This is a genomic window from Lysinibacillus sphaericus (genome assembly GCF_015844675.1).
Taxonomy (GTDB): Bacteria; Bacillota; Bacilli; order Bacillales_A; family Planococcaceae; genus Lysinibacillus; species Lysinibacillus sphaericus_E.
Window position 1 is genome coordinate 20,782 of sequence record NZ_LDGC01000074.1, and the last position, 25,329, is coordinate 46,110.

A 25,329-nucleotide genomic window follows, 5' to 3' on the forward strand; every position below is an offset into this window, starting at 1 on the left:
CTCTCCTTTTATTAAAGAATTGATTGATACACTGTTGAACCAAAATCATGAATATCCTTTTTGTAATCAAAACCTTTAGGTGAACCAAAGCTATTAAATCCACGAACTGCCACAATATTTTTATTTGGAATAACCAATATAGCAACACTTGTGTAACCAAGTAGTTGAAAGCTTCCTTGTGGCAATATTGGGCTTAACTCTGTATTCCCCTCTCTTTGTTGAGGCTGAACAAACCAGAAAAAACCATTAGTTGGTAGATTCTTTGGTTTAGAATTAGGAGATTGAATTGTCGTCATTAGCTGTATGATTTCTTCAGGTATCATTTGTTTTCCATCCATTCTCCCTTTATCAAGAAGCACTTGTCCCCACTTAGCTAGCTCTCTTAAAGAGCTATACATATTCATTTTGCTGCCATCACATACATCGCTTTTATACCAAAATGGACTATCATTATGTATTACTTCTACATGTTGTTCCCCTTTTTCACTAAACCAATTTGTCTCAGTAAAAGACAACCTCTGAAATATTTGCTCATCTACAATTTCTGCAATAGTTTTTCCAGTGACCTTAAAAATAACTTTGACAAGTAGTTCTACATTGATATCTCGATATGCCCAGTTATATCCTGCTTTAAATTCTTTCATTACTTTTTCATTTTGTAGACGCAAACCGTGAGTATGTGTTAGAAGATGTCTAATCGACACATCTGTAAAGACTTTTTCATCTTTTAAATAATCTCTTAATTTATCATCTATTGAGGCAATATAGTTATGATAAATCGCATATGCTACAGCAAATCCTACAAAAGTTTTGCGAACTGAAGCAAGATGAAAAAGAGTATGTGGACCTACCATCTTCTCGTCTTTTTGTCGCCCTTGTACACCAAAATATTCTTCTAGTACAGTTTGACCATGTTTATAAATAATCACTCCGCCACCTGTACAATCTAATTCTGAGAAAGTTCCCTTTACTTGTGTAACTATATTTTGTAGCTTCATTTAAAAATACCCCTTTTGCGAACACCACTAAAATATTTAAAAATTAATACTATTATTATATATCAAATGGTAAATAATACTATAAAAGTTTATATCTATCAATCAGAAACCTTTTAACGCGTAAAAAACCGCAACACTCAGTGGAGATTTAATCCTCACTGAGTATTGCGGTTTTAATAAATTATAGAGCTTTAACCTTCGCTACAACATTTTCTACTGTGAATCCATATTTTTCCATTACTAATTCACCTGGTGCAGAAGCGCCGAACTTGTCAATTGCAAGAACGTCTCCTTCAAAACCAGTGTATTTATGCCAGCCGAATGATGCGCCCATTTCAATTGCAAGACGTTTTGTTACAGCTTTTGGAAGAACAGATTCTTTGTAAGCTGCGTCTTGTTTTTCGAAGCGATCCATAGATGGCATTGAAACTACTGCCACATCCATGCCTTCAGCTTTTAGTGCTTTTTGTGCTTCAACTGCAAGTGAAACCTCAGAGCCTGTTGCAATTAAAATAGCATCTGCCACTTCTTTTGTAGCAGGAGACACTGTATAAGCACCTTTTGTAACACCTTCACGTACTGTATCAATAGATGCGTCAAGAACAGGTAAGTTTTGACGAGATAATACTAAAACAGTTGGTGTTTTTTCAGATGCTACTGCAAGCTCCCATGCAACTGCTGATTCATTTGCATCAGCTGGACGAACAACAGATAGATTAGGCATTGCACGTAAAGATGCAAGGTGTTCGATTGGTTCATGCGTTGGACCATCTTCCCCTACAGCAATTGAGTCATGTGTAAATACATAAGTAACAGGAAGACCCATTAATGCAGAAAGACGTACAGCTGGACGAACATAATCAGAGAATACGAAGAATGTACCACCAAATACGTTAACGCCACCGTGAAGTGCCATACCGTTCATGGCAGCACCCATTGCAAATTCACGTACACCGAACCAAATATTACGGCCAGCATAATCATCTGCAGAGAAATCTCCAGCGTCTTTCATCGTAGTTTTGTTTGAGCCAGCAAGGTCAGCTGAACCACCGAAGAATGATGGTGTTTTCTTCGCAATTGCATTGATCGCATCTCCAGAAGAAGAACGAGTTGCTACTGATTTACCTGCTTCATAAACTGGTAATTCTGAAGCGAAATCTTCCGGTAATTGACCATTCATTGCGTTCTCAAATTGAGCAGCTAATTCTGGGAACTCTTGTTTATATGCTTCAAACTTAGCATTCCAAGCTTCTTCAGGTTGTGCTCCTTGAACTTCAGCAGCTGCTGCAAATGTATCATAGGCTTCAGCAGGAATTTGGAATGGCTCGTGCGCCCATTCGTAAGCCGCTTTTGTTAAAACGACCTCATCTTGACCAAGTGGTGCACCGTGAGAAGCAGCTTTACCTGATTTGTTTGGTGAACCAAAACCGATAACAGTTTTCACTTCGATAAGTGTTGGCTTGCCAGTTGATTTTTTAGCTTCTTCGATAGCTGCGTTAATTGCTTCAACATCTGTACCATCAGCAACTTTTAAATAGTTCCAGCCATAAGATTCAAAACGCTTTTGAACATTTTCTGAGAATGATTTTTCTAAATCACCATCTAAAGAAATATCGTTTGAATCGTATAAAACGATTAACTTTTCAAGTTTTAAGTGACCTGCTAAAGAGATAGCTTCAGCTGCTACACCTTCCATTAAATCGCCATCGCCACAAAGTGCAAATGTATAGTGATCCACGATGTCATGTCCTGGTTTATTGTAAGTAGCGGCTAAATGGCGTTCAGCCATTGCCATACCAACTGTCATAGCAATACCTTGACCTAGAGGACCTGTTGTTGCCTCTACCCCTACAGTATGACCATATTCAGGATGTCCTGGAGTTAATGAATCCCATTGACGGAAGTTTTGTATTTCTTCCATTGGTAAGCCGTAGCCCCCAAGGTGAAGTAGGCTGTATAGAAGCATAGAGCCATGACCTGCAGAAAGTACAAAACGATCGCGGTTATACCATTTTGGATTAGCCGGATTATGGCGAAGTTGTTTTGTCCAAAGCGTATAAGCCATTGGCGCTGCCCCCATCGGTAAACCTGGGTGACCTGAGTTTGCTTTTTCAATTGCATCGATTGACAAAGTTCGGATAGCATTAATCGCTAGTTGATCCGCATGTTGAGTCATTATTTTGTGACATCCTTTCTCGTCCTATATATTGTTCTTATACAGTTTAGTCAACATTGCTTCAGAAAACAATATTTTTGTTATACTATTTGCGTTTTATTACATACTTTATAGAAATGTGACACATTAATTTAGAAATTTATTTTTTTTCGCTTGTTTAACTTTTTCTGGTGTTACATCATTTCCTTCAGCATCTACCACTTTTACGTTTTCAATTGTATCACGCATCGTTGCTCTAAATGTATCTAGATATTCCTTACGAAGCGCTGTTCGTTCTTTAGCTTCTGCCTCTGTTAAAGTACCATTTTTAGACTTAGCAGAAAGTTCATTGATTCGGTTAATTTTTTCTTTTGATAACATAATTACACACCTTTCAATACATATCTTAATGAATATGGTATGCAAAGTATAGCATGTATTCCCTGAAAATGCAGTAATACCAGCCTTTCAAGTATCCGTTTATTCTTTAACAAATATAGTGTAGGGAAAAACGAATTTTTGATACCCCATTCAATACTCGATTACCAGGAAATAAAAAACATCCACTTATAAAAAGTGAGATTTAGGACATTTAGTAAGACTGCAATAGCCTAACATACTATCATGGCTACACGTTTCAAAAATATATATACATAATCAATTTGTTCTTTATTTATTATCCCATTTTCCAGAAACAGCAGATAACATTAGCCATGGTTCTATAAACATGTTAATAAAAATATGAGCGAGGATTGGTGCAAAGGTACTTCTTCCAGCCATAATATAAAGCATCGCAAGAAGACTTCCTAAAATAGTGGTACTTAAAATTGCAGGTACCGCAAACTTCCAATCCCCTTTCAAAAGTACCCATACACCGTGAGCTATTCCAAAGAGTATCCCTGAAATTAGTATTTGTGTCACGTCTGAAAATCCAATAGTTAATAAGTATTCCATAAGTAAATGTCTAAAAACAACTTCTTCTACTATCCCTGTTACAATTGCAGCCCATATTCCAATTACTTTAAGCCAAGAAATTGTAAATAAATGTGCTTTTACGAAAGGTAAGGCAATAATTGTATAAGCAATGTATCCTGATATGATAAAAAGCGAAAAAATCCAAATAAAAATATTTGAAAATACTTCTGCCCTAAAGCCAATTCCATTTTCTATAAAACCTTCTGGATTATTAAAATACCAAAAAATGATACTAGTTGTAAGCATCGTTGAAATACTTATTAAGATCCAACTAGTTTTATTTCTTTCACTTGAAGTAGTCAATTCATTCATAATAGCCCTAGCCTCCTAATCATGAACTAGCCGAATACTCATTTCTTCGAAAAATTCATGTTCTAATTTTATTTAGACCTCTATTTCGTTTGATGTACATCTTATCTGAACTCAATATAACGAACTAAATATTTGCCAACAATACGTTCGGAGTAACATGTTGTTATGATTGTCTAAGATGCCTTTTTCAAAGTATGACCTGCATTTCCCTAAATGCTGGATATGCTATAATTTTTTTAAGAGGTGATCAAGCTGAAAATAGAGGTAAAAATAGATTCAGAGTATGAAGAGCCGCATGTAACAATTTGTACAGCAAAACTTACGCCTACGATACAAGCTGCTATTTCTTTATTGCAACAAGAGCAAGAAGAACAATTTTTAACAGGAATAGCAAATAATAAAACATATATCATTGATCCAATTTCAATAATTGTTATTCGAACGGAAGGAAGAGAATTAGCTTTATATGATGAAGCTGATAATCGTCTCATTTTAAATAAACCTTTATATGAATTAGAGCGACAATTAGGGAATAATTTTATTCGGATTTCTAAATCTGCAATTATAAATCTAGCAAAAGTTAAAAATATCGAAGCTTCATTTAATGGAACAATGGAAATTGAGCTAGTTCTAGGAATCAAAGAAATTATTTCTCGTAATTATCGAAAACAATTTAAAAAGCGTTTGGGGGTTTAAGATATATGCATTTTTTAAAAAATGTAGCGTTTGGTGTAAGTATGGGGTGTACAGTCTTTGTTTTGATTAATCTTTTTGGTTCTTGGATTTTTGGAAATATTTTTTTAGAAGCTATTACGGCTGATTTTATACATCAGGCCTTAGGTTCAATTATCGTGGGGCTAGCTTGTGTATTACCATCCGATATTTATCAAGTAGAACGATTTACGTTTTTACTACAAACAGCTATCCATTTTGCAATTTCTATAGGTACTTTTATTGTTGTTGCGCTATCTTTAAATTGGCTTCCAACATCATCTCTAGCAATAACTATGTTAATGCTATTTTTTAGTGTATTGCTCTTTACTCTTATTTGGCTGTTATTTTATTTATATAACCAATCTGAAGTAAAAAAAATGAATAAAAAGATTGATGAGCTAATAAATAAAAATAATATCCTATAATTTTTTTATTAAGAGAAGAAACTAATGTGAAATTTCATTACAGGGGGAAAATGAAATGTTTATCAAAACAAACAGACTATTAATAAGAGAATTCGAAGTTCAAGATTGGCAAGCTGTCTATGAATATACTTCAAATCCAACTGTGATGAAGTATATTCCAGAGGGCGTTTTTAATGAGGGGCAAGCAAAAAAGTTTGTTTCAGAAAATAGTGGTGAAAAAGCAAAACACTTCCCTATTATTTTACTAAGTGAAAATATGGTTATTGGTCATATTGTTTTCCATCAATACTTTGGTGATCATACGTACGAAATTGGCTGGGTATTGAATCCGAGCTATTACAACAATGGATACGCATCTGAAGCGGCAAAAGCTGTACTGGACTATGGATTTAAAGAAATGAAACTGCATAGAATTATTGCAACTTGCCAGCCGGAAAATATCCCATCCTATAAAGTGATGGAGAAAATCGGCATGAAACGCGAGGGTTATTTTAAAAAATGTATACCACACAATGATGAGTGGTGGGATGAATACTACTATGCTGTCTTAGATGAAGAGTGGGTATAAGATATACTTTCACTATTGTGTTGTTCTAAATTTTCGTTTTAAAATAGATGGGAGAAATATATGAAAAAGACCGCTATATTATTGTATCCCCAATTTAGTGAATATGAATTGAGTGTAGCATTATCTATATTAATGCAAGGAGATAAACCTATTGTTACTGTTGGGTTAAATAGTGAAAAAATTAAAGGGGAATCTGGGTTATCTTGTATAGCCGATACACAAATAAGTGAAGTTAATCTTGATGAAATCGACAGCTTGTTGCTACCAGGCTGTATGGATATAGCTTTACTAATAAATGAGCAAGAATTAATTGATTTTATTGGTAATGCGCATGTCAAAGGAGCAATCATTGCAAGTATCTCAAGCTCTCCATCTCTTTTAGCGAAAGCTGGAGTATTAAAAAACAGAAAGTATACTGTTGGATTGCTGCTAGAAGATATTAGAAAATTAGACTTCTTCGATCTTACTCATTTCTCTGATGACCTAGTTGTACAAGATGGTAACATCATAACTGCAAGAGGTAGAGGTTTTATACAATTTGGTATTACTATTGGCAAGGCCCTACATCTCTCTTTTGATGAAAATTGGTACAGAGAATAACGAAATAACTCTAATTGATATGAAAGATTACTACAGAAAAAGATGGCAAGTTGCTAGAGAATATTGAGCGAGAGAGGTAGAAATAGCTACTTCTCTTATTTTATTTCCAAAATGTCCAATCTGTTGGACATTCTTTCGCTGTTCTATCCACCACTTTGGCGTTTCTATCCACGTTTTTCGCTGTCCTATCCGTCACTTTGGCGTTTCTATCCACGTTTTTCGCTGTCCTATCCGTCACTTTGGCGTTTCTATCCACGTTTTTCGCTGTTCTATCCGTCATCACGTTCCTTCACCTTCATCTAGAGCTTTAAAGAAAAAAAATCAGTAGGAAAACTCCCACTGATTAGAACGTTACTTTATTTCATTTCTCTCTAAATGTTCCCGATATCTCCTATGGACAGTAGCTTTGCTTACGTCAAAGCCTAGCCCCCTAAGAGTCATAGCTATTTCCTCAAATGTGAAGCCTCGATTGCGTAGTTTGACAATTTCTTCTATAGGGACATCTTTACGTTCCTGGCCGTTTGGGTTGCCTCGGTTAGATAAATTATTTTCAGGGCGGTAGCCATTTTCAACTGCACGACGCATGCCACGACGTATTTTAGCATTGTGGATTCTACGCTGGTACTCCTCTACTATTGCTAAAATTTCTAGGAGCATCGTATCCATTTCATTTAATTGTACAGGTCCCTCGTCTCGCATAGAGAAGACATTAGTTTCAGTTTTCTGTAATAAATGCAAAACAGCCATTCGAGCATTTCCACGTCCTAAACGTGTTTCATCCTGCACAAATAATGCTGTTACTTCTTTTTCTTTTATGAAATCGAGCATTTCTAGTAAACCTTCTCGTTCCACATCATAGCCGCTATGCTTATCCTTAAAAATACGCTTCACTTCGTAGCCTTGTTCTTTAGCATAGCGTACTAACTCCTCCTCCTGTCGCTCTAATGAGGAGCTTTGTGTCTCTTTTTCTGTACTCACACGGCAATAGACAACAGCCGATTGTTGTTTAGTTATCATTTTACATTTCTCGCAATTTCAATTGAATTTATAGGATGGGGTTGGTCGTCACCCACTACTGGAATCACTAGAGAATTACCTGCAATAATTCGTACGTTCGATAATTCATTTTCTGCCTTAACAAGCTTAATCCATTCATCCGACTTCATTTTACCACGGTATTGTTCAGCTAACGACCATAAGCTATCACCATGTTCGATTTCAATTTCTGCGTATGTAACATCACCTGGATCTGTTATAAAAAGATATGCTGTAAATAGTAGACAAGCTCCTAATAATGTTGTTATATGTGGATTTTTTTTAAACCAGTTCATGTGTATAACCCCTTTTCAAGAATGTTTGTTCGGAATATATGTTCCTATAATAATGCGAACAAACGTTTTTGTCAAACACTTTTCGAACCTATGTTTGCTTAAGTGTTCGCATTCTGCTATACTATTAATAAGTAGAATGATTAGAAAAAAGAGGTGAGCAATCATGAAAAAAGTTTCGAAAAGACAAGAGGCCATATTAGATTTCATTAAAGAAGAGGTACGTGCAAAGGGGTATCCACCATCTGTACGTGAGATTGGTGAAGCAGTTGGACTTGCTTCAAGCTCTACAGTTCATGGACATTTAGCTCGTTTGGAGCAAAAAGGCTTAATTCGACGCGACCCAACTAAACCACGTGCCATTGAAATTCTAGAGCCAGAGGATTCTATTCAAAAGCAACATGTTATACATGTACCACTTGTTGGGAAGGTTACTGCAGGTTCTCCGATAACTGCTGTTGAAAATATCGATGAATATTTCCCGCTACCGGATATTTATGGTACAAGCGAAGATCAGTTATTTATGCTAGAAATTATGGGCGAATCAATGATTGAAGCTGGCATTTTAGACGGAGATTTAGTTATTGTTAAACAAAAATCAACAGCTGATAATGGTGATATTGTTGTAGCAATGACTGAAGAGAATGAAGCAACTGTTAAGCGTTTCTTTAAGGAAAAAAGCCATTTCCGTTTACAGCCTGAAAACGCAACAATGGAGCCAATTATCGTAGACCAAGTTTCTATTTTGGGCCATGTTGTAGGTCTTTATCGTCGTGTTCATTAAAAGTATCTCAATAGCAACGTACAAAAAGAGGATTTTATGTTCACAAATGGGCATATACCTCTTTTTCTTATTTTTCGAGTGCCATTTTGACACTAAAAAAAGAACCCACTTTGTATGGATTCTTCCCTCTAGCAAATTTCCGTCCTAAGTCATGTAATGCTTATCGAGTTTTATGCCTCTACCTTAAATTTCAAACACGCCTTTACAAATGCAGTGAATAATTTTTTTGATGCTTCATCTCCTACAATGGCTAGCTCTTCAGGATGCCATTGTACTGCTAGACAAAATGGTAAATCTTCGTGTACTACGGCTTCAACGATACCATCACTTGATTTGGCTGCCACTTTCAATTTTTCTGCTGCTACGTTTATTGCCTGATGATGAAATGAATTCACCGCAATTTTTTCTTCCTCGATAATCGTTGTTAATAATGTATCCGGTGTTAGATGAACATGATGTGTAGCAACGCCCCGTGCCGCTTGTTGCGTATGCTTTATTAATTTTTTACTATGATATTCACTATCAATATCCTGATAGAGTGTGCCTCCAAATGCAACATTTAGCATTTGAATCCCTCGACAAATGCCGAAAATCGGCATTTTCCGAATAGCGGCCGCTTCAATCAATGAAAGTTCGACTGAATCCCTTTCCGGATGAATCTTCCCTAATTTTGGTGTAGGTTCTGCACCAAAAAGAAATGGATGCACATCATGTCCGCCCGATAGTAATAATCCGTCCGTCAACGATAAAATTTGTGCTACATCCTCTTCAACTCCAATCGGAATTATAAGAGGTACACCCCCAGCTTCAATTATACTTTTGCTATAAGCAGCATTTAATCTTGAGGACAAATCATCCTCCGCAAAGGCTGTTATTCCGATAATTGGTTTCATGTCATCCCCTCCATGATCTTTATCTACCATTAACTTCCTATAAAAGCTTGAAGGCTATTAATCATCGAAGGACTCCCCGACTGATTAATTACCAAAATCCAAGATACCAATTCATCAACGCATCCCCATAAAAATAGATAATAATCGCCGCTAGAGCAATAGAAGGTCCGAATGGTATAGGCGTTTTTCTTCCCTGTCCGCGTACTTTTAACATTACTATTCCAACAATCATACCAATTACAGCAGCTATAAATAGCGTAAGAATTGCATGTATTGTACCGAGTACGAGACCAAGTAAAAAGAATAATTTAATATCGCCACCACCCATTCCACCTCTTGATAGGACAGCTACACAATATAATATGCCAAAACCTACCAAAGCTCCAACTATACTGTCCCACCACGGAGACAAAGGGGATATGACGCGTCCAAAAACTAGCAATGGTAAAAAGAATAATAGCACTTTATCGGGTATAAGCATATAAGCAAAATCCGACACGACAATAATGACTAATAATGAAATTAATAATAGTGCTACGAAAAATTCTGCACTAAAGCCCAATTTCCAATAAGCAAATGCAAAAAATACACCTGTTATAAGTTCCATCAGTGGATAAATCCAAGAAATTTTTTGACCACAACTACGACATTCCCCCCCCAGAAATACATAGGACAAAACAGGTATCAAATCAAACGCCTTCAACTGTCTCTTACAAGAAGTGCAATGCGAGGGTGGACGCACAATGGACTCCTTCAAAGGCACACGTAAACCAACTACATTAAAAAATGAGCCTAAAACGAGCCCAAATACGAAAACAGTAATTGTATAAGCAATCTCCATTTTTATTTCCTCCTATACTAATAGACGCCCATACATTAGAAGTATGCGCGCCAATCAATCTATTGTTGTCCTTCATAGTAGAACGTCGTTACTTGTATGGTAGATTTTAAGGTTGTATCGGCGTCCTCCTGGAATTTCTCTTCTTCACCAGTCAACGTGAAATCGATAGCATCAATTTTCATCACACGATCAATTTTTTCAACCTCTTTTATAAACTCAACCATCGCTTCATTATCCAGTGCGACAACATCAATACTAAATGTTACTAATTTTAATTCTTTTGGTAAGGAGTCTTTACTGAAAGTAGCTGTTGGTATTTTTTCTTTCACTTCTGGTGTTTCATCATTTTTATCAACAGCTTGTTCCTCAGCTTCATTTGCAGATTGCTTTAAATCAGCCTGTTCCTCAGAATTTGTCGAGTTGGGATCTGTCATAGTAGAATCCATTACAAGCGAATCATAATTATTAAAGTCCATAGCTTCTACCCGTGTTCCCGTCACCGCTTCAATCTCTTCAATATTTCGAATTACCTCTTCAATAGCTCGAGTTTGAGGTACTTTTTTACGCAATGATAAATTACTTGCACTAGCTAATTTGCCTTTCTCTTCAATTAAAGCAATCTGCTTCTGAATTGTTGATATTTCTTGTTGAAGAGAGTTAATTGAACTTTCCTTCGCATCTACTTCTTCTAATTTAGGTGTTACGATATAGTAAAATAGCGCAAATAAAATGGCTGCAATGAAAGCTGTTAAGATCAGAATCGTTGAATTTTTACTACTAGTCATGATTCACTACCTCCAGCGAGAAATTTAAAATCAATTCCTAATGTAATAGTTGCCGAGTAACGTGGCACTTCCTTAAACTTGTTCTTCGCACTTTCTTCCTCTTGATTTCCTATAGATACATCAAAATTAGAAATAGTATCAACCTGAATATCATTGAAATAACGGCTTGCTGTTAGCTTTTCTAAATAAGATGATATGACTGACATTGTTTCAAAATCTGCCGTAACCTCAACATTTTTTTCACCAAATACATAATCCCTTAAATACGTTTGCTCTGGTAACAATACTTGGGTTTCATCCATTAAGGGCGTCACTGGATACGAGACTTTCTCCACAAATTGTACAGATTGTTCCAGTGAGCCTTCGTTCACATTTTGCTTTACATCTAACTCAGTTTGGAGTTGTTCGTGTTGGGATGAAAGCTCCATTTCCTGCGCACTTAATTTTATAAGATCATTTTTTGCTTGGAAAAACAAGAAAATCATATATCCTACTATCATACCAATAAGAATGATAAATACTACATAGATTAAAGTAGGTGTAGAATGCTTTTTTTCTAAATCCGGCAAGAGGTTTATTTCTGGTACCATCAGTTAACCTCCTTTAATGCAAGTCCAATTAGGCTAGCAAATTTCTCTGAAAATTGAGGGAATGATTTTTGAATGACTGAATCATTTAACATAATAATCGGTGTCATAAAATTATTTTCTAAAAACTCTTCAATGGTAGGGAGTAGTGGATTATCTCCTAAAATGATAATCTCATCGACACTTTTCTCACCTTTATGTAAGGAAAACTTAAAAAAATTCATGATACGATCGATTTCAAGCATTTGATCGGTAAGAATGATACGATAATCGTCTTCAGCATCTAGACGATAAGTAAAACTATACTCCTCTTTCTCTTCAAACTTCCATTCCGATAAATCAGTATCAAATGATTGGTAACGTAAAAATTCTAGTTGGCCGTATGAAAAAATACTAATCGACAATTCATTGATGGACCAATCCGCTATTAAATAAGTTCGATTATCTTTTATTAATTGCAAATACTCTAACAGACGAATATTACACAATGCACGAATATCTGCTACTTGAGGTTCTAATGAAGCATCGAGTAAAAGCCCAATCATTTTCGTCACTTCTTCTGAAGGCGCTGCAAAAAGCATGGCCTGTCCATCACTAGGTTTTGGATCATACACATCAATAAGAGGATCTTGAAATGGAAGATGAATGGACTGACCAAGCTCCATTTCCACATACCCTTTTAATTCATGCCACTCTACATCATCAGGATGTTCAAAGCTCTTTAACAAAACGGAAGTATCCGGTACAAAAATACGCGCATTTTGCTTTTTGCCTGCCCATTTTGCCACATTATTTTTCATGACATCAAACAATTCCATTTCATCATGGATAACAGAACCTTCAACAATTCCTTGTGATAATGGCATTTCATAGCCCTTCCATTGCGACGGATCAGCACCTTTTGCTACAATCGCACGCAATATATAATCCTTTATCTCAATCGACACATGCGATTTTTTCTTTTTTGTAAACATGGGGAAAGATGCCTCCTTTAAATAAATTAATCGTTCTTTCCTAAGCCTGATACTACTTTTAAGCATCAGACTCAGTTAGAGGATTAATTTTAATTAATATCTACTACACCATTTTTACCTCCCTTAGATTCAGGCTTAATATCGTCTATAGTTGCTTCAGTAAAAGTAATTGTAATATTTCCTCTGATCACTTTACCACTAAATTTCAAAGCAGAAGTACCTGTACCCCCTGCTGGTTTAGTAACCTTCCAATCCTTTGCACCACCAGCAGTGTCATAATATTCTTTTTTAGTTGCATCAAATTCATCAGTTGCTCCATCTGTATAATACAAATGTGCTGCATTAATTAAGTTGACCGCATCAGCTTTTGCGCCTTTAATTCTACTATTATCAATGATATTGCCAATCGCAGGAATAGCGATTACCGCTATAATAGCTAGGATAACAACTACAGCTAGAACCTCGATTAACGTTAAACCTTTTTGATTTTTTAGTAGTTTTTTGTTCATGATTTTTTTGAACATCGGTGTTCCTCCTTATAAATTCATATGATTAGTCCGAAAATATGTACCCCCTACAACAACAACTACTACTACCGTCTTTTCTATACCACCCCCTTTATAATTTGAACGCTTACATATTTTCGTATAATGCGAACATTGGTAGGAAAATCGCCGCGACAATCACTCCTACAACCACTGCTAAAACGAGTATCATCAATGGTTCAATGAGCGATTTTAATGTATCAACGGAGCGATCCACTTCTTCCTCATAAAAATCTGCTATCTTTTCGAGCATATAATCAAGAGAACCTGTTTTCTCTCCGATAGATGTCATTTGAGTTACTAAAGGAGGGAATAGCCAACTTTTTTCTAGTGGCTCAGATAATGTACCCCCTTTTTCTAGGTTATCTCTTGCCTCCAAAACAACCTTCCCTACAACTGGATTCCCTACAACTTTCTCAACTATGGTCAGTGCATGTAGAATGGGTACTGAACTACTGAACAGAGATGATAAAGTTCTAGTCATGCGAGAGATTACATTTTTTTGCATTAAAATACCAAATACAGGTAATCTCAATAATGCATAGTTCACTTTGTAATGAAATTGCTTATTATTTTTATAGAAAAATCGAAATAGAAGAATCGACAATATGAGAATCCCAATTGCAACATACCAGTATGCTATTAACCAATCTGAAATATTGACAACAACAACCGTTAATATTGGCATTTCCATGTCCATTTCATCAAAAGTAGCCATAAACGTCGGGACGATAAAAATCATTAGAAACATACCTACAGCAATTGTCAGCACAGATAAAATTGCAGGATATGTCAATGCTGATTGTACTTTCTTTTTAATTTTGAATTGCTTCTCAAGTGTCCCTGCCAAACGCTCTAGCGTCTCATCGATATTCCCCGTTGCCTCACCAGAGCGCATCATATTAATAAACATTTCTGGAAAAACCTTTGGATGTTTGGCTGCTGCATCTGAAAACGCTGTACCCCCACGTATATCTTCTTCCACCTGTTCTAAAGCTTTTTTTAATGCTTTACTTTTTGTTTGCGTACTTAAAATATGTGTTGCCTCTACAATTGAAACGCCAGCACGGATTAGTGTTGCATATTGGCGACAGTAAATAACGAAATCCTGGTGCTTTACTTTACCGCCAATATTTAAGTCTTTGTGTAAAATGCTTTTAGACTCTTCCAGCTCACGGGCATTAATGCCTTGTGCTCGTAATTTTTCAAGTGCTACCTTTTTGTTAGTCGCGTCAATGATTCCTTTTTTGTGTGCACCCGTTTTTGTGCGTCCACTATATCGAAAAACGGTCAATTATAATCCCCCGCATTCATATATGGCCTTGCGTCCTCTAAAGAAATTTTCCCCATGGCGATTAGCTGCTGCATAGAAGATTCCAAAGTATGCATACCTAACGTTTTACCCATCTGCATAACAGAAGGAATTTGGTGAACTTTTTCATTTCGAATTAAATTTGAAATAGATGGTGCTTGCACTAATATTTCAGTTGCAGCAATTCGCCCCTTGGCATCTTTACGTACAAATAAACGCTGTGAAATAATGCCCACTAAAACATTGGCTAATTGCACACGAATTTGTCCCTGTTGATGTGGTGGAAAAACATCTATAATACGATCAATCGTAGTCGGGGCACTACTTGTATGTAATGTCGCCATCACTAAATGGCCCGTTTCCGCTGCAGTAATGGCTGTTGAAATCGTTTCGTAGTCACGCATCTCGCCTACTAAAATAATGTCAGGGTCCTGACGAAGAGCAGCACGCAAACCATTGGCAAAGCTCTGAGTATCAACCCCTACTTCACGTTGATTGATAATGGATTTTTTATGTGTATGTAAATATTCAATCGGGTCCTCAAGCGTTATTATATGCTTTGATTTTGTTTCATTAAGATGATCAATCATCGCAGCAAGCGTTGTAGATTTACCAGAACCTGTTGGACCTGTTACTAAAATAAGACCCTGTGGCTTTTCTGCTAATTGATACAGTATCTGTGGCATATTTAACGATTCAATGGAAGGAATTTTTGCTTCAATCAAACGGGCAGCTATTGTCACTTCATTGCGTTGATGATAGGCATTTACACGAAAACGACATTTCCCTTGCAATGAATAGTTAAAATCGGTTTCCCCTTTATTATGAAACTCTTGTAATTTATGCTCAGGTAAAATAGTTTTAACCATTGTCTGTAATTCTTCAGAAGTTAGTAGTTCACTCCCAAATTGCTCTAGTTGTCCATGGATACGATAAACTGGCGGGATTCCCTTTGTTAAATGAAGGTCAGACGCTTTTTCTTCAAATGCGCGTGTTAATAGCTCATCAATATTTCTACATGTTGTCATGAACAAATTCACATCCTAATCTGCATTTGCTACACGCAATACTTCTGAAGTAGTTGTTTGTCCTTCTACTACTTTTAACAACCCATCTACCAGTAAAGTGTAATAGCCTTCTTGTTTCATATAATCACGGATTGCACTATCGCTACTTCGACTTAATATCATTTCTTTAATATTGCGATCGATTGGTAAAATTTCATGAATAGCCATCCGTCCACGATACCCTGTTTGATTACACGAAGGACAGCCTCTTCCGCGTCTTCCATGTGTAACTCCTTCAATACCGTTCTTATGCATTATTTCTAATTCATGCTTCGTAAAAGTATAGTCTTCTCCGCAATCTCGACAAATACGTCGTACTAAACGCTGCGCCATAATCCCTACTAATGAGGAGGATAATAAAAACGGTTCGATCCCCATATCCTGCAGCCGAGAAATCGACTCAACAGCACTATTTGTATGTAGAGTACTTAAAACTAAATGACCCGTTAATGAGGCACGAACTGCTATTTGCGCTGTTTCAAAATCCCTAATCTCACCTATCATTACAATATCTGGATCTTGACGCAAAATTGAACGCAATCCTGTGGCAAATGTTAAACCGACTTCTTCTTTCACTTGAATTTGGTTTATACCATCAAGCTGATATTCAACAGGATCTTCTACTGTAATGATGTTTACATCTTCTTCATTCAAATTACTTAAGGCCGCATATAATGTAGATGATTTCCCTGATCCTGTAGGGCCCGTAATGAGCAAAATACCATTCGGATTGTCAATCATGTTTCGGAAAAGGGCTTCATTTTGCTCTGTAAAGCCAAGCTTGTCAATAGAATTGGCTACACTACTTAAGTCTAAAATACGCATAACTACTTTTTCCCCATAAACTGTTGGAAGCGTCGAAAGTCGAATATCTACTGGCTTAAAATTAACATTCGTTTTAATTCGTCCATCTTGAGGAATTCGATTTTCCGTAATATTTAAGTTCCCCATAATTTTGATACGTGCTAATATTATGTTTTGCATATGTTTCGGTAATGAACGCTCGGTTCTCAATACACCATCCACTCGATAACGAACCCTTAAATCCGTCTCCTGTGGGTCAAAGTGGATATCACTCGCTCGTTGGGCAACTCCATTTGCAATGATCTGATTAACTAGTCGGACAATCGGGGAATCCTCTCGTTCAATTTCCTCCTGTGTTTCAGCAACCGTCGCGCCGATGTCGAGCAATGCCGCTTCCATAGACTCTTGTAAATCATAGTATTTCGTTAGCGTACGATATAAATCATCCTTTGCTGCAATACTTGTTTCGATTTGGCAGCCCGTCGCCATACGTACTTCTTCAATTGCAAAATAATCCATTGGGTCAGCCATCGCGATAAAAAGCTTATTTTTTTCACGACGAATCGGAATAATATTTGTGCGTTTAGCGAGTTCAGCCGGAACAAGTTGAAGTAAATCCGGGCTTATTGAAAATTGATTTAAATGAATGTGTGGGATTCCTAGCTGAAATTCAAGTACTTCAATTAACTGCTGCTCTGTTAAAATATTCTCCTTTATAAGAAAATCGCCTAATTTCTCTTCTTTTGTTTTGTTCGTAAGAGCAAATTCTAATTGCACGTTTGTAATAACACCAGCTTCAACAAGTAAATCACCTAAGCGCTTTCGCCCAGTTTTTGCGACCATTCACATATGCTCCTCTCTTTATGGACTTGTTTGTACGAAATTACCACCTTTATCATAGTAGCCATATACAATCTCTGGATCATTCGGGTCTTTCGAAGTATCCGTATTTACCGATGTATCTTTATTGGTTTGTGCAGCATCATTGCCGGATGTTTCATTTTCAGATTGTCTATCTGGTAATCCATCTCCATCTAAATCCATGTTTAAATCAGGATCACTTGAGTCGGAAGTTCCCACTTTCTCACTACTATCTTCTAAAACATCAGGCTGTCTTGAAGATTTCACGATGATTTTATTAACTGGTGGATAATAGTCACGGCTAACTAGTTCCTCCGTAGAGTTACCATTTTCTAAAATCGAGCGATATACTTCGACCCGTACGCCTTCTTGACCTTTTTGGATAACCTCCTCGCTGCCTGCTGGTAAGTCTTTAGAATAGCGAGTAATGACACGTGGTTGTATGATCTTATCTTTACTAACTCTAACAGTGATTTCTTTTTCTTTCTTTTGGGCTAATAATTCCACTTTTAAAGAATCACCTTCTACTGTGAGTTTTAATTTATTCGATTGATCAAAACGGTTTACAAATTGCAAATCTTTATCTAACACACGATTTACCCTCGCATCCAACCCTTGCTGTAAATAACTTGGCCTCTCTTCTTGAGAATGTCTCTCTGATATCTCATATTCAGTTTGAAGAGCTGCATGATAAAGCATAGAGGCTACGAAATTAATTGCTTCACTATTTGCTTCGTCATATTTTTCTTCTATCGTTGTTAAATAAGAAAACGGCATTTCCGGAAAAATAATAGCATCATTTAGCATATTCGTTAGTTTATCAATACCTATTGCATTTGCAGGTATTTTCTCAATCGATAGAGCCAAACGCTCCGCTTCTATTAAATGAGTATCTGCAACTGTTGCAGTGATTTTATGACTTTTTAAATAGGAAACTTGAGTGATAAGAGCATTCAAGGTCGCATCAACCTCCCATACACCTGTAGCCTCAAGCTGCTTCTTCACTTGATCATCTACTTCCACATGTAAGGGTATATGTACCGCTTGTTCTTGCTTCCAGAAAGCAAACCAAGACTTATCTGTTAAACTATGATATTCAGCTATAGAACTCTCTACATCAAATACAAATAATTTTGGATCCAGTGAAATCGTAATATTGGCTCCTCCTACGCTAACAGGAACGTCTCGCCAAATATTAATAGCCTCTTGTAAAGCATTTTCAATATCACCATCCTCTAAATCCTTAACTGATATTCCTCCGATTGTAGATTCAACACCTTTAGCCAGTGCACTATCTACGATAATATTAGGTACCCAGACTGTTAATAAGATGATTAGAACAGCTACCATTGCGCCTAACTTCAAATATAATTTCATAGCCTCATCACCTTTACAAATATAATCAAAATAAGAATGTCTATTTACTCATATAAAACAATTACTTTTTATTCATATTTTTACAATACAACACAAACTATATTTAAAAATGAGTCTTTCATCCTAAAAATAGTTAAAATTTAGTGAACTATACTTTTACAAGCATGAAATTGTAATCACTATTGAAATGTTGTTAATGTGTTTTATGGACTACAAAATCAAGGTATATATTCTCACTCAACTTTCGATATATACATATCGAATCACGTTCCCTAGATAGAAAAGACTATTAATTTTAAGTTCAATAGAATGGTTGCATTTGAAATTCAAACAGTACCCTCTTTCTATTCTCACCAAGAGTTAAACCAATATTAAAATAAGGGTTATTTAGAAAATCTGTTTTCATTCCAGACATTCTAAATAACCCTTTTCTATTACTTTCTCAATACTATCTCATCAGTAGGAATCCCATCGTTATAGATAGCATTATAAGCTTCTCTAAAGCTACCTGTTTAGTTGTAAAAAATGTAATTACTAAGAAGACAAACTTAGTATACTATTGTATAAAAGCCAGAATATCGGATTCTAAACAACCTCTTCATGCTCCGTGATATTTATTCTACTTCAAGCATACTATTAGAAATTGTTAAATTATTATTTTCTTCAAATACTAAACCACCATTTGATATTGTATCTTCAATCGTTTTTGGTTTGTAAGTAACCGTTGAACCTCCACTCGTATTTACTGTATAAGCCATTATTCCTCCTATTACTTCTCCTGATCCTCCCATTGTGATTTTTGCGTCGGGGGCATAAATATATAAGTCGTGATTATAAGACCCTCCTTCAACAGTGATATTCGATCCACCTGCATATAGATTTCCTTGTACGCTACCAGAACCATTTATTTTTATATCAGCTGATTTAGCATATATAGAGGCTTTTGTTTTTGTATCACCAGTAAAATCCATTAACGAAGTGCCTTTATAATATACACTTAATCGCCCTATGTCTCCTGTATTGTTCATACTCGAATCTCCCTTTAAATTAAAAGTATCCTTAATATACAAAGTTAATTTACCACTTCCCGTAATATTTAAGTGCCCTTGAGAGAAGTCAAAGTTATCTATATATAAATTTTTGTCTGAATCACCTACATCTAAAGTTAACGTTCTGTCCGAAGAAACCGTAAGCATTTTCAAGTACATATTTTGAGTAAGTGGGAGAGTACCACTAAAGTTTTGATACCCATTTATGTGTCCATTTCCTCCACCATCAATCTTAATTGAATGATTTTTTAAAGAAAGTTGAGTTTGCTTTCCATCGATGGTAACCTGTATTGAATTTGTATACGGTCTTGTGCTTAAACTAGTAAACTCATTATCCGGGAAAGGTGGTAATACATCCTTTGGAAATGCAACATTCCCTATAATCTCATTAGTAACATTCATCCAGCTCGGCTTTGAAAACTTATCTGGAGTTGTTCCAATCTTCCCAGTAATTTTAGCACTTTCTTGTGTAATACTAATTTTTCCACTGTCGGAAACAACATCCCCATTAAGTTTACCTCCTCCAAGTTCGATGTTTTTTATTGCGTGGATAGCTGCGGAATTTGAAAAACCAGAACCCGTTCCGCTTCCTAAATCGATTGTAATTGTCTGTGCTACTGTTCTCGTTTTCTTGCCAATATTACCAACGGACGTTATTTTATATTGTAATTGTTCAGTACTTTCTTGAATAACCGTTACATTTGCAAAAGTTTTTTCATTAAATTGTTCATCAAAAGTTACTGTATCAGCATATGTTGATTGATTCTTTTCAAAGATTTTTTCTAAGCTACTTTCAAATGCATCTATAAAATCTAACTTAAATCTTTCTGGTTTTCTTTTATCAGGAGGCAGCTTATTGAATTTTTTTCTATTTTCATCGTATGTAATTTTAACTAATTGTTCTACTTTGCTTTTTGTACTGTTTAAGCCACCTTCTGCAATGTAAAAAACAGATTGATCATCTCGCTCATTAGCAGACATCTTTAATGAATTAGCAGTAAGTGTTAAAAGCGTAATTCCAAGAACTGAGATAAAAGCGATTGTCAAAATTACTAAAAGTAACGAATAGCCATTTTCTTGTTTTAGATTCTTAAACATTTAGCTGCCTCCCCTAAAATATATAGTTGATGAAAAAGGCTTACTATTTAGCGTTGTAATATCAATAATTACATGACTCCGTTTATCTTCAATGTTAAAATCAAGCACATTCGCTGCAATCATTTCATCATTTCTCGTAATCGTCTGATCCTTTTGGTGGTATACATAAGTATATTTTTTATTATTTTGATTATTTATAAGTGTATATTCTGTATACTCATCTAAAGCCTTTTTATGAATTTCCGTAGATTTACGCGTATCTTTAGTAACAACTTTCAAAATATAAGTTATGTCAGATAATTGAATAGTCGATTTCATTTGTTTATCGCTTGTAGTCTTACTGTTCGTTAAGATAGACACAAGAACAATAGATACAATCGTAGCTATTATCGTAACAGCCAAAACTTCTAGTAAGGTCACGCCTCTCTCATTTTGGAATTTAGACATATGAACCACCTCTTTTTTTATAAGCTAAAGATATTTTGCACTTTCGCTTTTAATGTCGCCCCTCTTGCATCATATACTTCGATAGTAATCCTAACGGTATTATCATGCGACATATCTTCAGCATTCACTATTATGATTTCCTTATTTTTAGCATTAGAGGGCGTCACTTTATACCGAGTGATAGTACCTGTTGAATTCACTTCATCCTTTTCAGCTAAGTAAGGAAAATTAGATTCCCAAGTTTCAATTGTGGTGGATTTAAAATAGTTATACATTTTCTCCATTTCCTTTTGCGCTAAATAGGTAGCATCAATAATTTGTTCAGAGCTTTTTCCGGTTTTATTCGTTTGAATGAGTAAGCCGAAAAAGGATAATAAGATGATAGTTATTATAACTAAGGAAGCAACAACCTCAATTAAAGAGAATCCCCTTTGACTCTTAAATATTTTTCTATTTTGACGCTTCATATTCTCCCTCCTTATTGCCAATCATGCTTTTTAGTAGTGTAAGTTAGTCAATTATGCCTCGGCATAATCACGTCTGGAATCGGCTTTGCGCTTAGGCCTGCAGATGTTTTTTGTGCGAAAGCGCAGTGCTAACGTAGCGACAGCGACACGAGGGCCGACACATGTCGATCATTTCGGTAATACCACAGGACGTGGTGTTATTACCGATGCAGGTCAGTTAGCCGTTATCGCATGGTTGTTATGGTTTTAGGCTAATATCCCCTAAGCATTCCTTTCCGATTGCGCGACATCCACCGGAGTCTTTCGGCCAACATGATGTTGGTCATTCAGTCGTGTGTTGTTGTTGTTGTTGCTGCTGTCGCTTCGCTTTCGCACAGATAAATTACCACAGGACGTGGCGTTCTTAGACTGAGTTCCTCTGTTTAGAGGGCGTTTGGACACCCGCTGAAAGAAGTCAAAAATACATTAGACTTAAACACTAAAACAATAGTACTTATAGTAAATAAAGTTTCCTATTAATTGAATCTTTTCTGTGCTAATTATACTATTTCATATATAAACTGCATTTACAACACCACTTTTTCCTATGAATTTGTATTTATTTTTAAATTTTTCAATTCCGAAAATATGTAGATCAAGCTACATTTAAGTGACCATAAAAAGCGATTAGATATAAAAAAACCGCTTACCTTAAAATAAGGTAAACGGTTTTAAATGTTGTTTTATTGCAACTTCATACTTTAGATCTATATTATTTATTTCTTCAACAACCTACCCGACAACAGCAACCCAATCCCACCTATCAAAATAAACAGGACAGCTCGTATTAATAAGTCTAGGGCTGATAAATCAAAGAATATAAGCTTAATAAACGCAATCACTAAAATAACAAAACCTGTTAGGCGTAATGTCTGTAAGTTACGCACGGTACTAAGCCATAGTGAAATACTGGCTGTCAGGAATAATGTAATCGTTGAAAAGGCAATGCTTAGTTTCCAATCAAGCAAACTATTATAGGAAAGTTGATGTATAAGACCCCAAACCGATATCATCGTAAGCACAACGCCTGCACTTACAATTTGGTCTAGATGTTTCTCTGCTTGCTCTTGATAGATTTGGTAAATACGGCCCTTCATCAGTACATCAATCATAATTGCTACGATTACAGCAATATAAACGATTCTTGTTACTATATTTAGCCACTCGACACCTTGCATATTGTACGGAATAATTTCAAGCATTACGGTGAAGAGAACGAAAAATCCACCAAGTACTGGCGTTAATGCACGCCCCTTGTATTTTGTTGGTACTAAAAGTGATCCCGCGAAAAGTAAAGCGAGGATTAAACACGTTAGATGCGGGATATTACCAACACTTGCAAAGTACAATTCATCCAACTTTCCGATATAGGCTAAGAAATAACCAGCCGTAATAACCGCTAAAATATCAACCACATAAATTTCCTTCATAAACTTTTCGAAGGATGTCAGTGTCTCTTTTGGACGTCTCGCATATACATAAATAATTAGGAGATATATTCCGGGCATTATTAAGCTAATATGATCTATGCTGAACAATGGTGTCGGCTCATGAATAATAAAATTTAAAGCGACTGTAATTGTAAATGAAAATGAGCCGACAACCTTCATCATACTTGCTCGTAATCGTAAACTCATCATAACGCCTGCAAAGGTGATGAACGGGATGAGCAATTGATCTACTCCCCCTGGTAAATTCATAACTAGTAGCGTATTACATAGTGTAATAAATGCGAGTGTTACGGCACTATCAAATGCCTCCTGCCATTTTTGCTTATAGCCATAACCCGCTACAGCTGCAAACAAGCTGACTACTATGAGTAATAGTACTTCGCTATATTCAATTGGTCTAATAATAAAGTTCAGGAGTAATAAACTAAAAGTTCCTAGACTGAATTGAAGTCCGACATGAATATTTTTCAGTTTAGACTCTGCATTATATAATCGGCACCAACTCGTGTAAAAAATAGTTAGAACCACAAGGAAACCTATTGCAAAAACAACTCGATTGTCATGGTTCATAAACGCTATAATGCTGACAGCTAGCAAAGAGAAAAAGGTTGCTAGATAGAATGCCAGCTTCTGCTTGTGTTGAAGAATGACAAATTGCAACATCATAAATAGTACAACCACATAGATTAGGATGATACCAGGACTAAAATCCATATATTCTAGTAAATATGGTAATAATAATGATGTAAACGCCACAAATATTGTTAGTACTTCGTTTTTCTTCAAATAGCTAATAACAATACCGTAGCCGATATAAACAACGGCAATAACAAGTGCCATCGTTAAACCTATAATTTCATACAATATCGCACTTGCGGCTGTTGTTAATATCCCAACAATAAATGCACCACCATATAAAGAAATTGTTATAGCCGGTGATCCTGTTTTTTTACGCTCTAACACATAGGCTATTACTACTAAGGCAAGAGATAATACGTAGGCAAGGATAATTTTAACTTCGTTCGCTAAATAGCCATAATCACTCACAAGCTTAAGTCCCCAAAGTACCCCCATCACTAAAATGACCATAAATAATTTTGGAAGTGCCCACATAATACGTTCTTCCAATGTTCGCTGTGGCTGCACCTTTTCTTCTGAATTTGTCATTATTTCCGGCTTTGGTTCCAAGTTTGAATTTGGCTTTAGAATTTGCGCTGGTTTTGGTGCAAATTGATCAACCATGGATTGCCTAGCACTCAAGGCACTTGATTTTTCAACAGGTTGTTGACGTTTTAAGCCTTCTAATTCCTGCCGCAAATCCATCATTTCCTGCTCGAGTTTGGCAACCCTCCGCTCCATTTCAAGCGACATTCAATCGTCCTCCCTACTTTATCTTTATCAATTTTTAATCATTATAACACATTTACCAAAAATGTAAAATTACACTTTTAATTTATTTTCACCCTTTCTATCTAGGCCTTCTATACATTAAAGCACGTTGACTATCACTGGTTCCCCGTGTTGTAGGATCTACTACAACTCCTAATAAAGCGAAAATTGATAATACGGTATTTAAGATGGTCATTGCCTGCTCACTCATTGCACTCGTTAAATCATAGCCAAAAATAGCTGCTACTTGCTGTGCGAGTAATACAATCAACGAAAATAGCGCAAGTAAAAATAGTTTATGCTGAAAACGGATCTTCCAGTTAATTCTCATAATTGCTCACCTCCCCTTCTTATCCACAGTATATGCTCGGTCGTAACGTGACACATATGCAAAAATGGAGCTATAAACGTAGATAAAAGAGATGTTATTTAATAATATTCGATTATGAGAGCACTATTAACTTTCAACAGAAGAATTATGTCC

At 36.0% G+C, this 25,329-nt stretch carries 28 protein-coding genes; 6 read left to right on the forward strand and 22 right to left on the reverse strand.

Features of this window, described 5'->3' with window-relative positions; all coding sequences use genetic code 11:
- Positions 1-11: 11 nt before the first annotated feature.
- From ABE34_RS18765 to ABE34_RS18780, 4 genes are all read right to left on the reverse strand, one after another.
- Complete coding sequence (locus ABE34_RS18765) at positions 12-998, reverse strand: serine hydrolase domain-containing protein (RefSeq protein ID WP_197143980.1); 987 nt, start codon at positions 996-998, stop codon at positions 12-14.
- Between the two features lie 181 nt (positions 999-1,179).
- Positions 1,180-3,174 carry a transketolase gene (tkt, locus tag ABE34_RS18770; RefSeq protein ID WP_197143981.1) on the reverse strand — a complete coding sequence of 665 codons (1,995 nt, stop codon included), beginning with the start codon at positions 3,172-3,174 and terminating at the stop codon, positions 1,180-1,182.
- A 126-nt stretch (positions 3,175-3,300) separates the two neighbouring features.
- On the reverse strand, positions 3,301-3,534 hold the full coding sequence (locus ABE34_RS18775; protein WP_079560654.1) for a DUF896 domain-containing protein: 234 nt from the start codon (positions 3,532-3,534) through the stop codon (positions 3,301-3,303).
- Between the two features lie 288 nt (positions 3,535-3,822).
- Positions 3,823-4,440 carry a CPBP family intramembrane glutamic endopeptidase gene (locus tag ABE34_RS18780; RefSeq protein WP_197143982.1) on the reverse strand — a complete coding sequence of 206 codons (618 nt, stop codon included), beginning with the start codon at positions 4,438-4,440 and terminating at the stop codon, positions 3,823-3,825.
- A 243-nt stretch (positions 4,441-4,683) separates the two neighbouring features.
- Between ABE34_RS18780 and ABE34_RS18785 the strand changes: the two genes are divergently transcribed.
- The 4 genes from ABE34_RS18785 to ABE34_RS18800 are packed head-to-tail and all read left to right on the forward strand — an operon-like array spanning position 4,684 to position 6,747.
- Positions 4,684-5,136, forward strand: coding sequence for a LytTR family DNA-binding domain-containing protein (locus ABE34_RS18785; RefSeq protein WP_346655587.1), 453 nt, complete (start codon positions 4,684-4,686; stop codon positions 5,134-5,136).
- A 5-nt stretch (positions 5,137-5,141) separates the two neighbouring features.
- On the forward strand, positions 5,142-5,579 hold the full coding sequence (locus ABE34_RS18790) for a DUF3021 domain-containing protein (protein WP_197143983.1): 438 nt from the start codon (positions 5,142-5,144) through the stop codon (positions 5,577-5,579).
- 55 nt (positions 5,580-5,634) lie between these two features.
- Positions 5,635-6,147, forward strand: a complete 513-nt coding sequence (locus ABE34_RS18795; protein WP_197143984.1) for a GNAT family N-acetyltransferase — start codon at positions 5,635-5,637, stop codon at positions 6,145-6,147.
- A gap of 60 nt (positions 6,148-6,207) precedes the next feature.
- Positions 6,208-6,747 (forward strand): DJ-1/PfpI family protein, encoded by a 540-nt coding sequence (locus ABE34_RS18800; protein ID WP_197143985.1) that lies wholly within the window; start codon positions 6,208-6,210, stop codon positions 6,745-6,747.
- Between the two features lie 100 nt (positions 6,748-6,847).
- Here ABE34_RS18800 and ABE34_RS18805 read toward each other — a convergent pair whose 3' ends face one another.
- The 3 genes from ABE34_RS18805 to yneA all read right to left on the reverse strand — a co-directional run bounded on the left by ABE34_RS18805 (position 6,848) and on the right by yneA (position 8,078).
- Positions 6,848-7,027 carry a hypothetical protein gene (locus ABE34_RS18805; RefSeq protein WP_197143986.1) on the reverse strand — a complete coding sequence of 60 codons (180 nt, stop codon included), beginning with the start codon at positions 7,025-7,027 and terminating at the stop codon, positions 6,848-6,850.
- Between the two features lie 71 nt (positions 7,028-7,098).
- Entirely contained in the window at positions 7,099-7,764 is a 666-nt protein-coding gene (locus ABE34_RS18810; RefSeq protein ID WP_197143987.1) for a YneB family resolvase-like protein, read from the reverse strand.
- Positions 7,761-8,078 (reverse strand): cell division suppressor protein YneA, encoded by a 318-nt coding sequence (yneA, locus tag ABE34_RS18815; protein ID WP_197143988.1) that lies wholly within the window; start codon positions 8,076-8,078, stop codon positions 7,761-7,763. The genes ABE34_RS18810 and yneA overlap by 4 nt, the downstream gene beginning before the upstream one ends.
- A 163-nt stretch (positions 8,079-8,241) precedes the next feature.
- Between yneA and lexA the strand changes: the two genes are divergently transcribed.
- Positions 8,242-8,859, forward strand: a complete 618-nt coding sequence (lexA, locus tag ABE34_RS18820; RefSeq protein WP_197143989.1) for a transcriptional repressor LexA — start codon at positions 8,242-8,244, stop codon at positions 8,857-8,859.
- A gap of 170 nt (positions 8,860-9,029) precedes the next feature.
- Here the strand turns inward: lexA and ABE34_RS18825 are convergent, their stop codons facing one another.
- From ABE34_RS18825 to ABE34_RS18885, 13 genes are all read right to left on the reverse strand, one after another.
- Entirely contained in the window at positions 9,030-9,752 is a 723-nt protein-coding gene (locus ABE34_RS18825; RefSeq protein WP_197143990.1) for a gamma-glutamyl-gamma-aminobutyrate hydrolase family protein, read from the reverse strand.
- A gap of 88 nt (positions 9,753-9,840) precedes the next feature.
- Positions 9,841-10,593: a prepilin peptidase gene (locus ABE34_RS18830; protein ID WP_197143991.1), complete on the reverse strand. Its 753-nt coding sequence runs from the start codon at positions 10,591-10,593 to the stop codon at positions 9,841-9,843.
- A 59-nt stretch (positions 10,594-10,652) separates the two neighbouring features.
- Positions 10,653-11,378: a potassium transporter gene (locus ABE34_RS18835; protein WP_197143992.1), complete on the reverse strand. Its 726-nt coding sequence runs from the start codon at positions 11,376-11,378 to the stop codon at positions 10,653-10,655.
- Positions 11,375-11,968, reverse strand: a complete 594-nt coding sequence (locus ABE34_RS18840; protein ID WP_197143993.1) for a PilN domain-containing protein — start codon at positions 11,966-11,968, stop codon at positions 11,375-11,377. Before ABE34_RS18840 ends, ABE34_RS18835 begins: the two co-directional genes overlap by 4 nt.
- Positions 11,968-12,939, reverse strand: a complete 972-nt coding sequence (gene pilM, locus ABE34_RS18845; protein WP_197143994.1) for a type IV pilus biogenesis protein PilM — start codon at positions 12,937-12,939, stop codon at positions 11,968-11,970. Before pilM ends, ABE34_RS18840 begins: the two co-directional genes overlap by 1 nt.
- An 89-nt stretch (positions 12,940-13,028) precedes the next feature.
- Entirely contained in the window at positions 13,029-13,463 is a 435-nt protein-coding gene (locus ABE34_RS18850; RefSeq protein WP_197143995.1) for a prepilin-type N-terminal cleavage/methylation domain-containing protein, read from the reverse strand.
- 109 nt (positions 13,464-13,572) lie between these two features.
- On the reverse strand, positions 13,573-14,778 hold the full coding sequence (locus ABE34_RS18855) for a type II secretion system F family protein (protein ID WP_197143996.1): 1,206 nt from the start codon (positions 14,776-14,778) through the stop codon (positions 13,573-13,575).
- The gene (locus ABE34_RS18860) at positions 14,775-15,824 is read right to left on the reverse strand and encodes a type IV pilus twitching motility protein PilT (protein WP_197143997.1); all 1,050 of its coding nucleotides are present in this window, start codon (positions 15,822-15,824) and stop codon (positions 14,775-14,777) included. Before ABE34_RS18860 ends, ABE34_RS18855 begins: the two co-directional genes overlap by 4 nt.
- Positions 15,825-15,839: 15 nt before the next feature.
- A complete protein-coding gene (locus ABE34_RS18865; RefSeq protein WP_197143998.1) occupies positions 15,840-17,510 on the reverse strand; it encodes a GspE/PulE family protein in 1,671 nt (556 codons plus the stop codon).
- 18 nt (positions 17,511-17,528) lie between these two features.
- On the reverse strand, positions 17,529-18,905 hold the full coding sequence (locus ABE34_RS18870; RefSeq protein ID WP_197143999.1) for a G5 domain-containing protein: 1,377 nt from the start codon (positions 18,903-18,905) through the stop codon (positions 17,529-17,531).
- Between the two features lie 614 nt (positions 18,906-19,519).
- Positions 19,520-21,052 (reverse strand): pilus assembly PilX N-terminal domain-containing protein, encoded by a 1,533-nt coding sequence (locus ABE34_RS18875; RefSeq protein WP_197144000.1) that lies wholly within the window; start codon positions 21,050-21,052, stop codon positions 19,520-19,522.
- The gene (locus ABE34_RS18880) at positions 21,053-21,499 is read right to left on the reverse strand and encodes a type II secretion system protein (RefSeq protein ID WP_197144001.1); all 447 of its coding nucleotides are present in this window, start codon (positions 21,497-21,499) and stop codon (positions 21,053-21,055) included. It lies immediately after the preceding gene.
- A 17-nt stretch (positions 21,500-21,516) separates the two neighbouring features.
- On the reverse strand, positions 21,517-21,966 hold the full coding sequence (locus tag ABE34_RS18885; protein WP_197144002.1) for a type IV pilus modification PilV family protein: 450 nt from the start codon (positions 21,964-21,966) through the stop codon (positions 21,517-21,519).
- Positions 21,967-22,078: 112 nt separating this feature from the next.
- Here ABE34_RS18885 and ABE34_RS18890 point away from each other — a divergent pair, with 112 nt between their 5' ends.
- Positions 22,079-22,216 (forward strand): hypothetical protein, encoded by a 138-nt coding sequence (locus ABE34_RS18890; RefSeq protein ID WP_197144003.1) that lies wholly within the window; start codon positions 22,079-22,081, stop codon positions 22,214-22,216.
- A 505-nt stretch (positions 22,217-22,721) separates the two neighbouring features.
- Here ABE34_RS18890 and ABE34_RS18895 read toward each other — a convergent pair.
- Complete coding sequence (locus tag ABE34_RS18895; RefSeq protein WP_197144004.1) at positions 22,722-24,827, reverse strand: DUF2339 domain-containing protein; 2,106 nt, start codon at positions 24,825-24,827, stop codon at positions 22,722-22,724.
- Positions 24,828-24,924: 97 nt separating this feature from the next.
- Complete coding sequence (locus ABE34_RS18900) at positions 24,925-25,176, reverse strand: phage holin (RefSeq protein WP_197144005.1); 252 nt, start codon at positions 25,174-25,176, stop codon at positions 24,925-24,927.
- Positions 25,177-25,329 lie beyond the last annotated feature (153 nt).

Bases quoted from the DNA above. Each gene is read 5' to 3' on its own strand.
- ABE34_RS18765 (WP_197143980.1), bottom strand. From the start codon at position 998: ATGAAGCTACAAAATATAGTTACACAAGTAAAGGGAACTTTCTCAGAA.
- tkt (WP_197143981.1), bottom strand. From the start codon at position 3,174: ATGACTCAACATGCGGATCAACTAGCGATTAATGCTATCCGAACTTTG.
- ABE34_RS18775 (WP_079560654.1), bottom strand. From the start codon at position 3,534: ATGTTATCAAAAGAAAAAATTAACCGAATCAATGAACTTTCTGCTAAG.
- ABE34_RS18780 (WP_197143982.1), bottom strand. From the start codon at position 4,440: ATGAATGAATTGACTACTTCAAGTGAAAGAAATAAAACTAGTTGGATC.
- ABE34_RS18790 (WP_197143983.1), top strand. From the start codon at position 5,142: ATGCATTTTTTAAAAAATGTAGCGTTTGGTGTAAGTATGGGGTGTACA.
- ABE34_RS18795 (WP_197143984.1), top strand. From the start codon at position 5,635: ATGTTTATCAAAACAAACAGACTATTAATAAGAGAATTCGAAGTTCAA.
- ABE34_RS18800 (WP_197143985.1), top strand. From the start codon at position 6,208: ATGAAAAAGACCGCTATATTATTGTATCCCCAATTTAGTGAATATGAA.
- ABE34_RS18805 (WP_197143986.1), bottom strand. From the start codon at position 7,027: ATGACGGATAGAACAGCGAAAAACGTGGATAGAAACGCCAAAGTGACG.
- ABE34_RS18810 (WP_197143987.1), bottom strand. From the start codon at position 7,764: ATGATAACTAAACAACAATCGGCTGTTGTCTATTGCCGTGTGAGTACA.
- yneA (WP_197143988.1), bottom strand. From the start codon at position 8,078: ATGAACTGGTTTAAAAAAAATCCACATATAACAACATTATTAGGAGCT.
- lexA (WP_197143989.1), top strand. From the start codon at position 8,242: ATGAAAAAAGTTTCGAAAAGACAAGAGGCCATATTAGATTTCATTAAA.
- ABE34_RS18825 (WP_197143990.1), bottom strand. From the start codon at position 9,752: ATGAAACCAATTATCGGAATAACAGCCTTTGCGGAGGATGATTTGTCC.
- ABE34_RS18830 (WP_197143991.1), bottom strand. From the start codon at position 10,593: ATGGAGATTGCTTATACAATTACTGTTTTCGTATTTGGGCTCGTTTTA.
- ABE34_RS18835 (WP_197143992.1), bottom strand. From the start codon at position 11,378: ATGACTAGTAGTAAAAATTCAACGATTCTGATCTTAACAGCTTTCATT.
- ABE34_RS18840 (WP_197143993.1), bottom strand. From the start codon at position 11,968: ATGGTACCAGAAATAAACCTCTTGCCGGATTTAGAAAAAAAGCATTCT.
- pilM (WP_197143994.1), bottom strand. From the start codon at position 12,939: ATGTTTACAAAAAAGAAAAAATCGCATGTGTCGATTGAGATAAAGGAT.
- ABE34_RS18850 (WP_197143995.1), bottom strand. From the start codon at position 13,463: ATGTTCAAAAAAATCATGAACAAAAAACTACTAAAAAATCAAAAAGGT.
- ABE34_RS18860 (WP_197143997.1), bottom strand. From the start codon at position 15,824: ATGACAACATGTAGAAATATTGATGAGCTATTAACACGCGCATTTGAA.
- ABE34_RS18865 (WP_197143998.1), bottom strand. From the start codon at position 17,510: ATGGTCGCAAAAACTGGGCGAAAGCGCTTAGGTGATTTACTTGTTGAA.
- ABE34_RS18870 (WP_197143999.1), bottom strand. From the start codon at position 18,905: ATGAAATTATATTTGAAGTTAGGCGCAATGGTAGCTGTTCTAATCATC.
- ABE34_RS18875 (WP_197144000.1), bottom strand. From the start codon at position 21,052: ATGTTTAAGAATCTAAAACAAGAAAATGGCTATTCGTTACTTTTAGTA.
- ABE34_RS18880 (WP_197144001.1), bottom strand. From the start codon at position 21,499: ATGTCTAAATTCCAAAATGAGAGAGGCGTGACCTTACTAGAAGTTTTG.
- ABE34_RS18885 (WP_197144002.1), bottom strand. From the start codon at position 21,966: ATGAAGCGTCAAAATAGAAAAATATTTAAGAGTCAAAGGGGATTCTCT.
- ABE34_RS18895 (WP_197144004.1), bottom strand. From the start codon at position 24,827: ATGTCGCTTGAAATGGAGCGGAGGGTTGCCAAACTCGAGCAGGAAATG.
- ABE34_RS18900 (WP_197144005.1), bottom strand. From the start codon at position 25,176: ATGAGAATTAACTGGAAGATCCGTTTTCAGCATAAACTATTTTTACTT.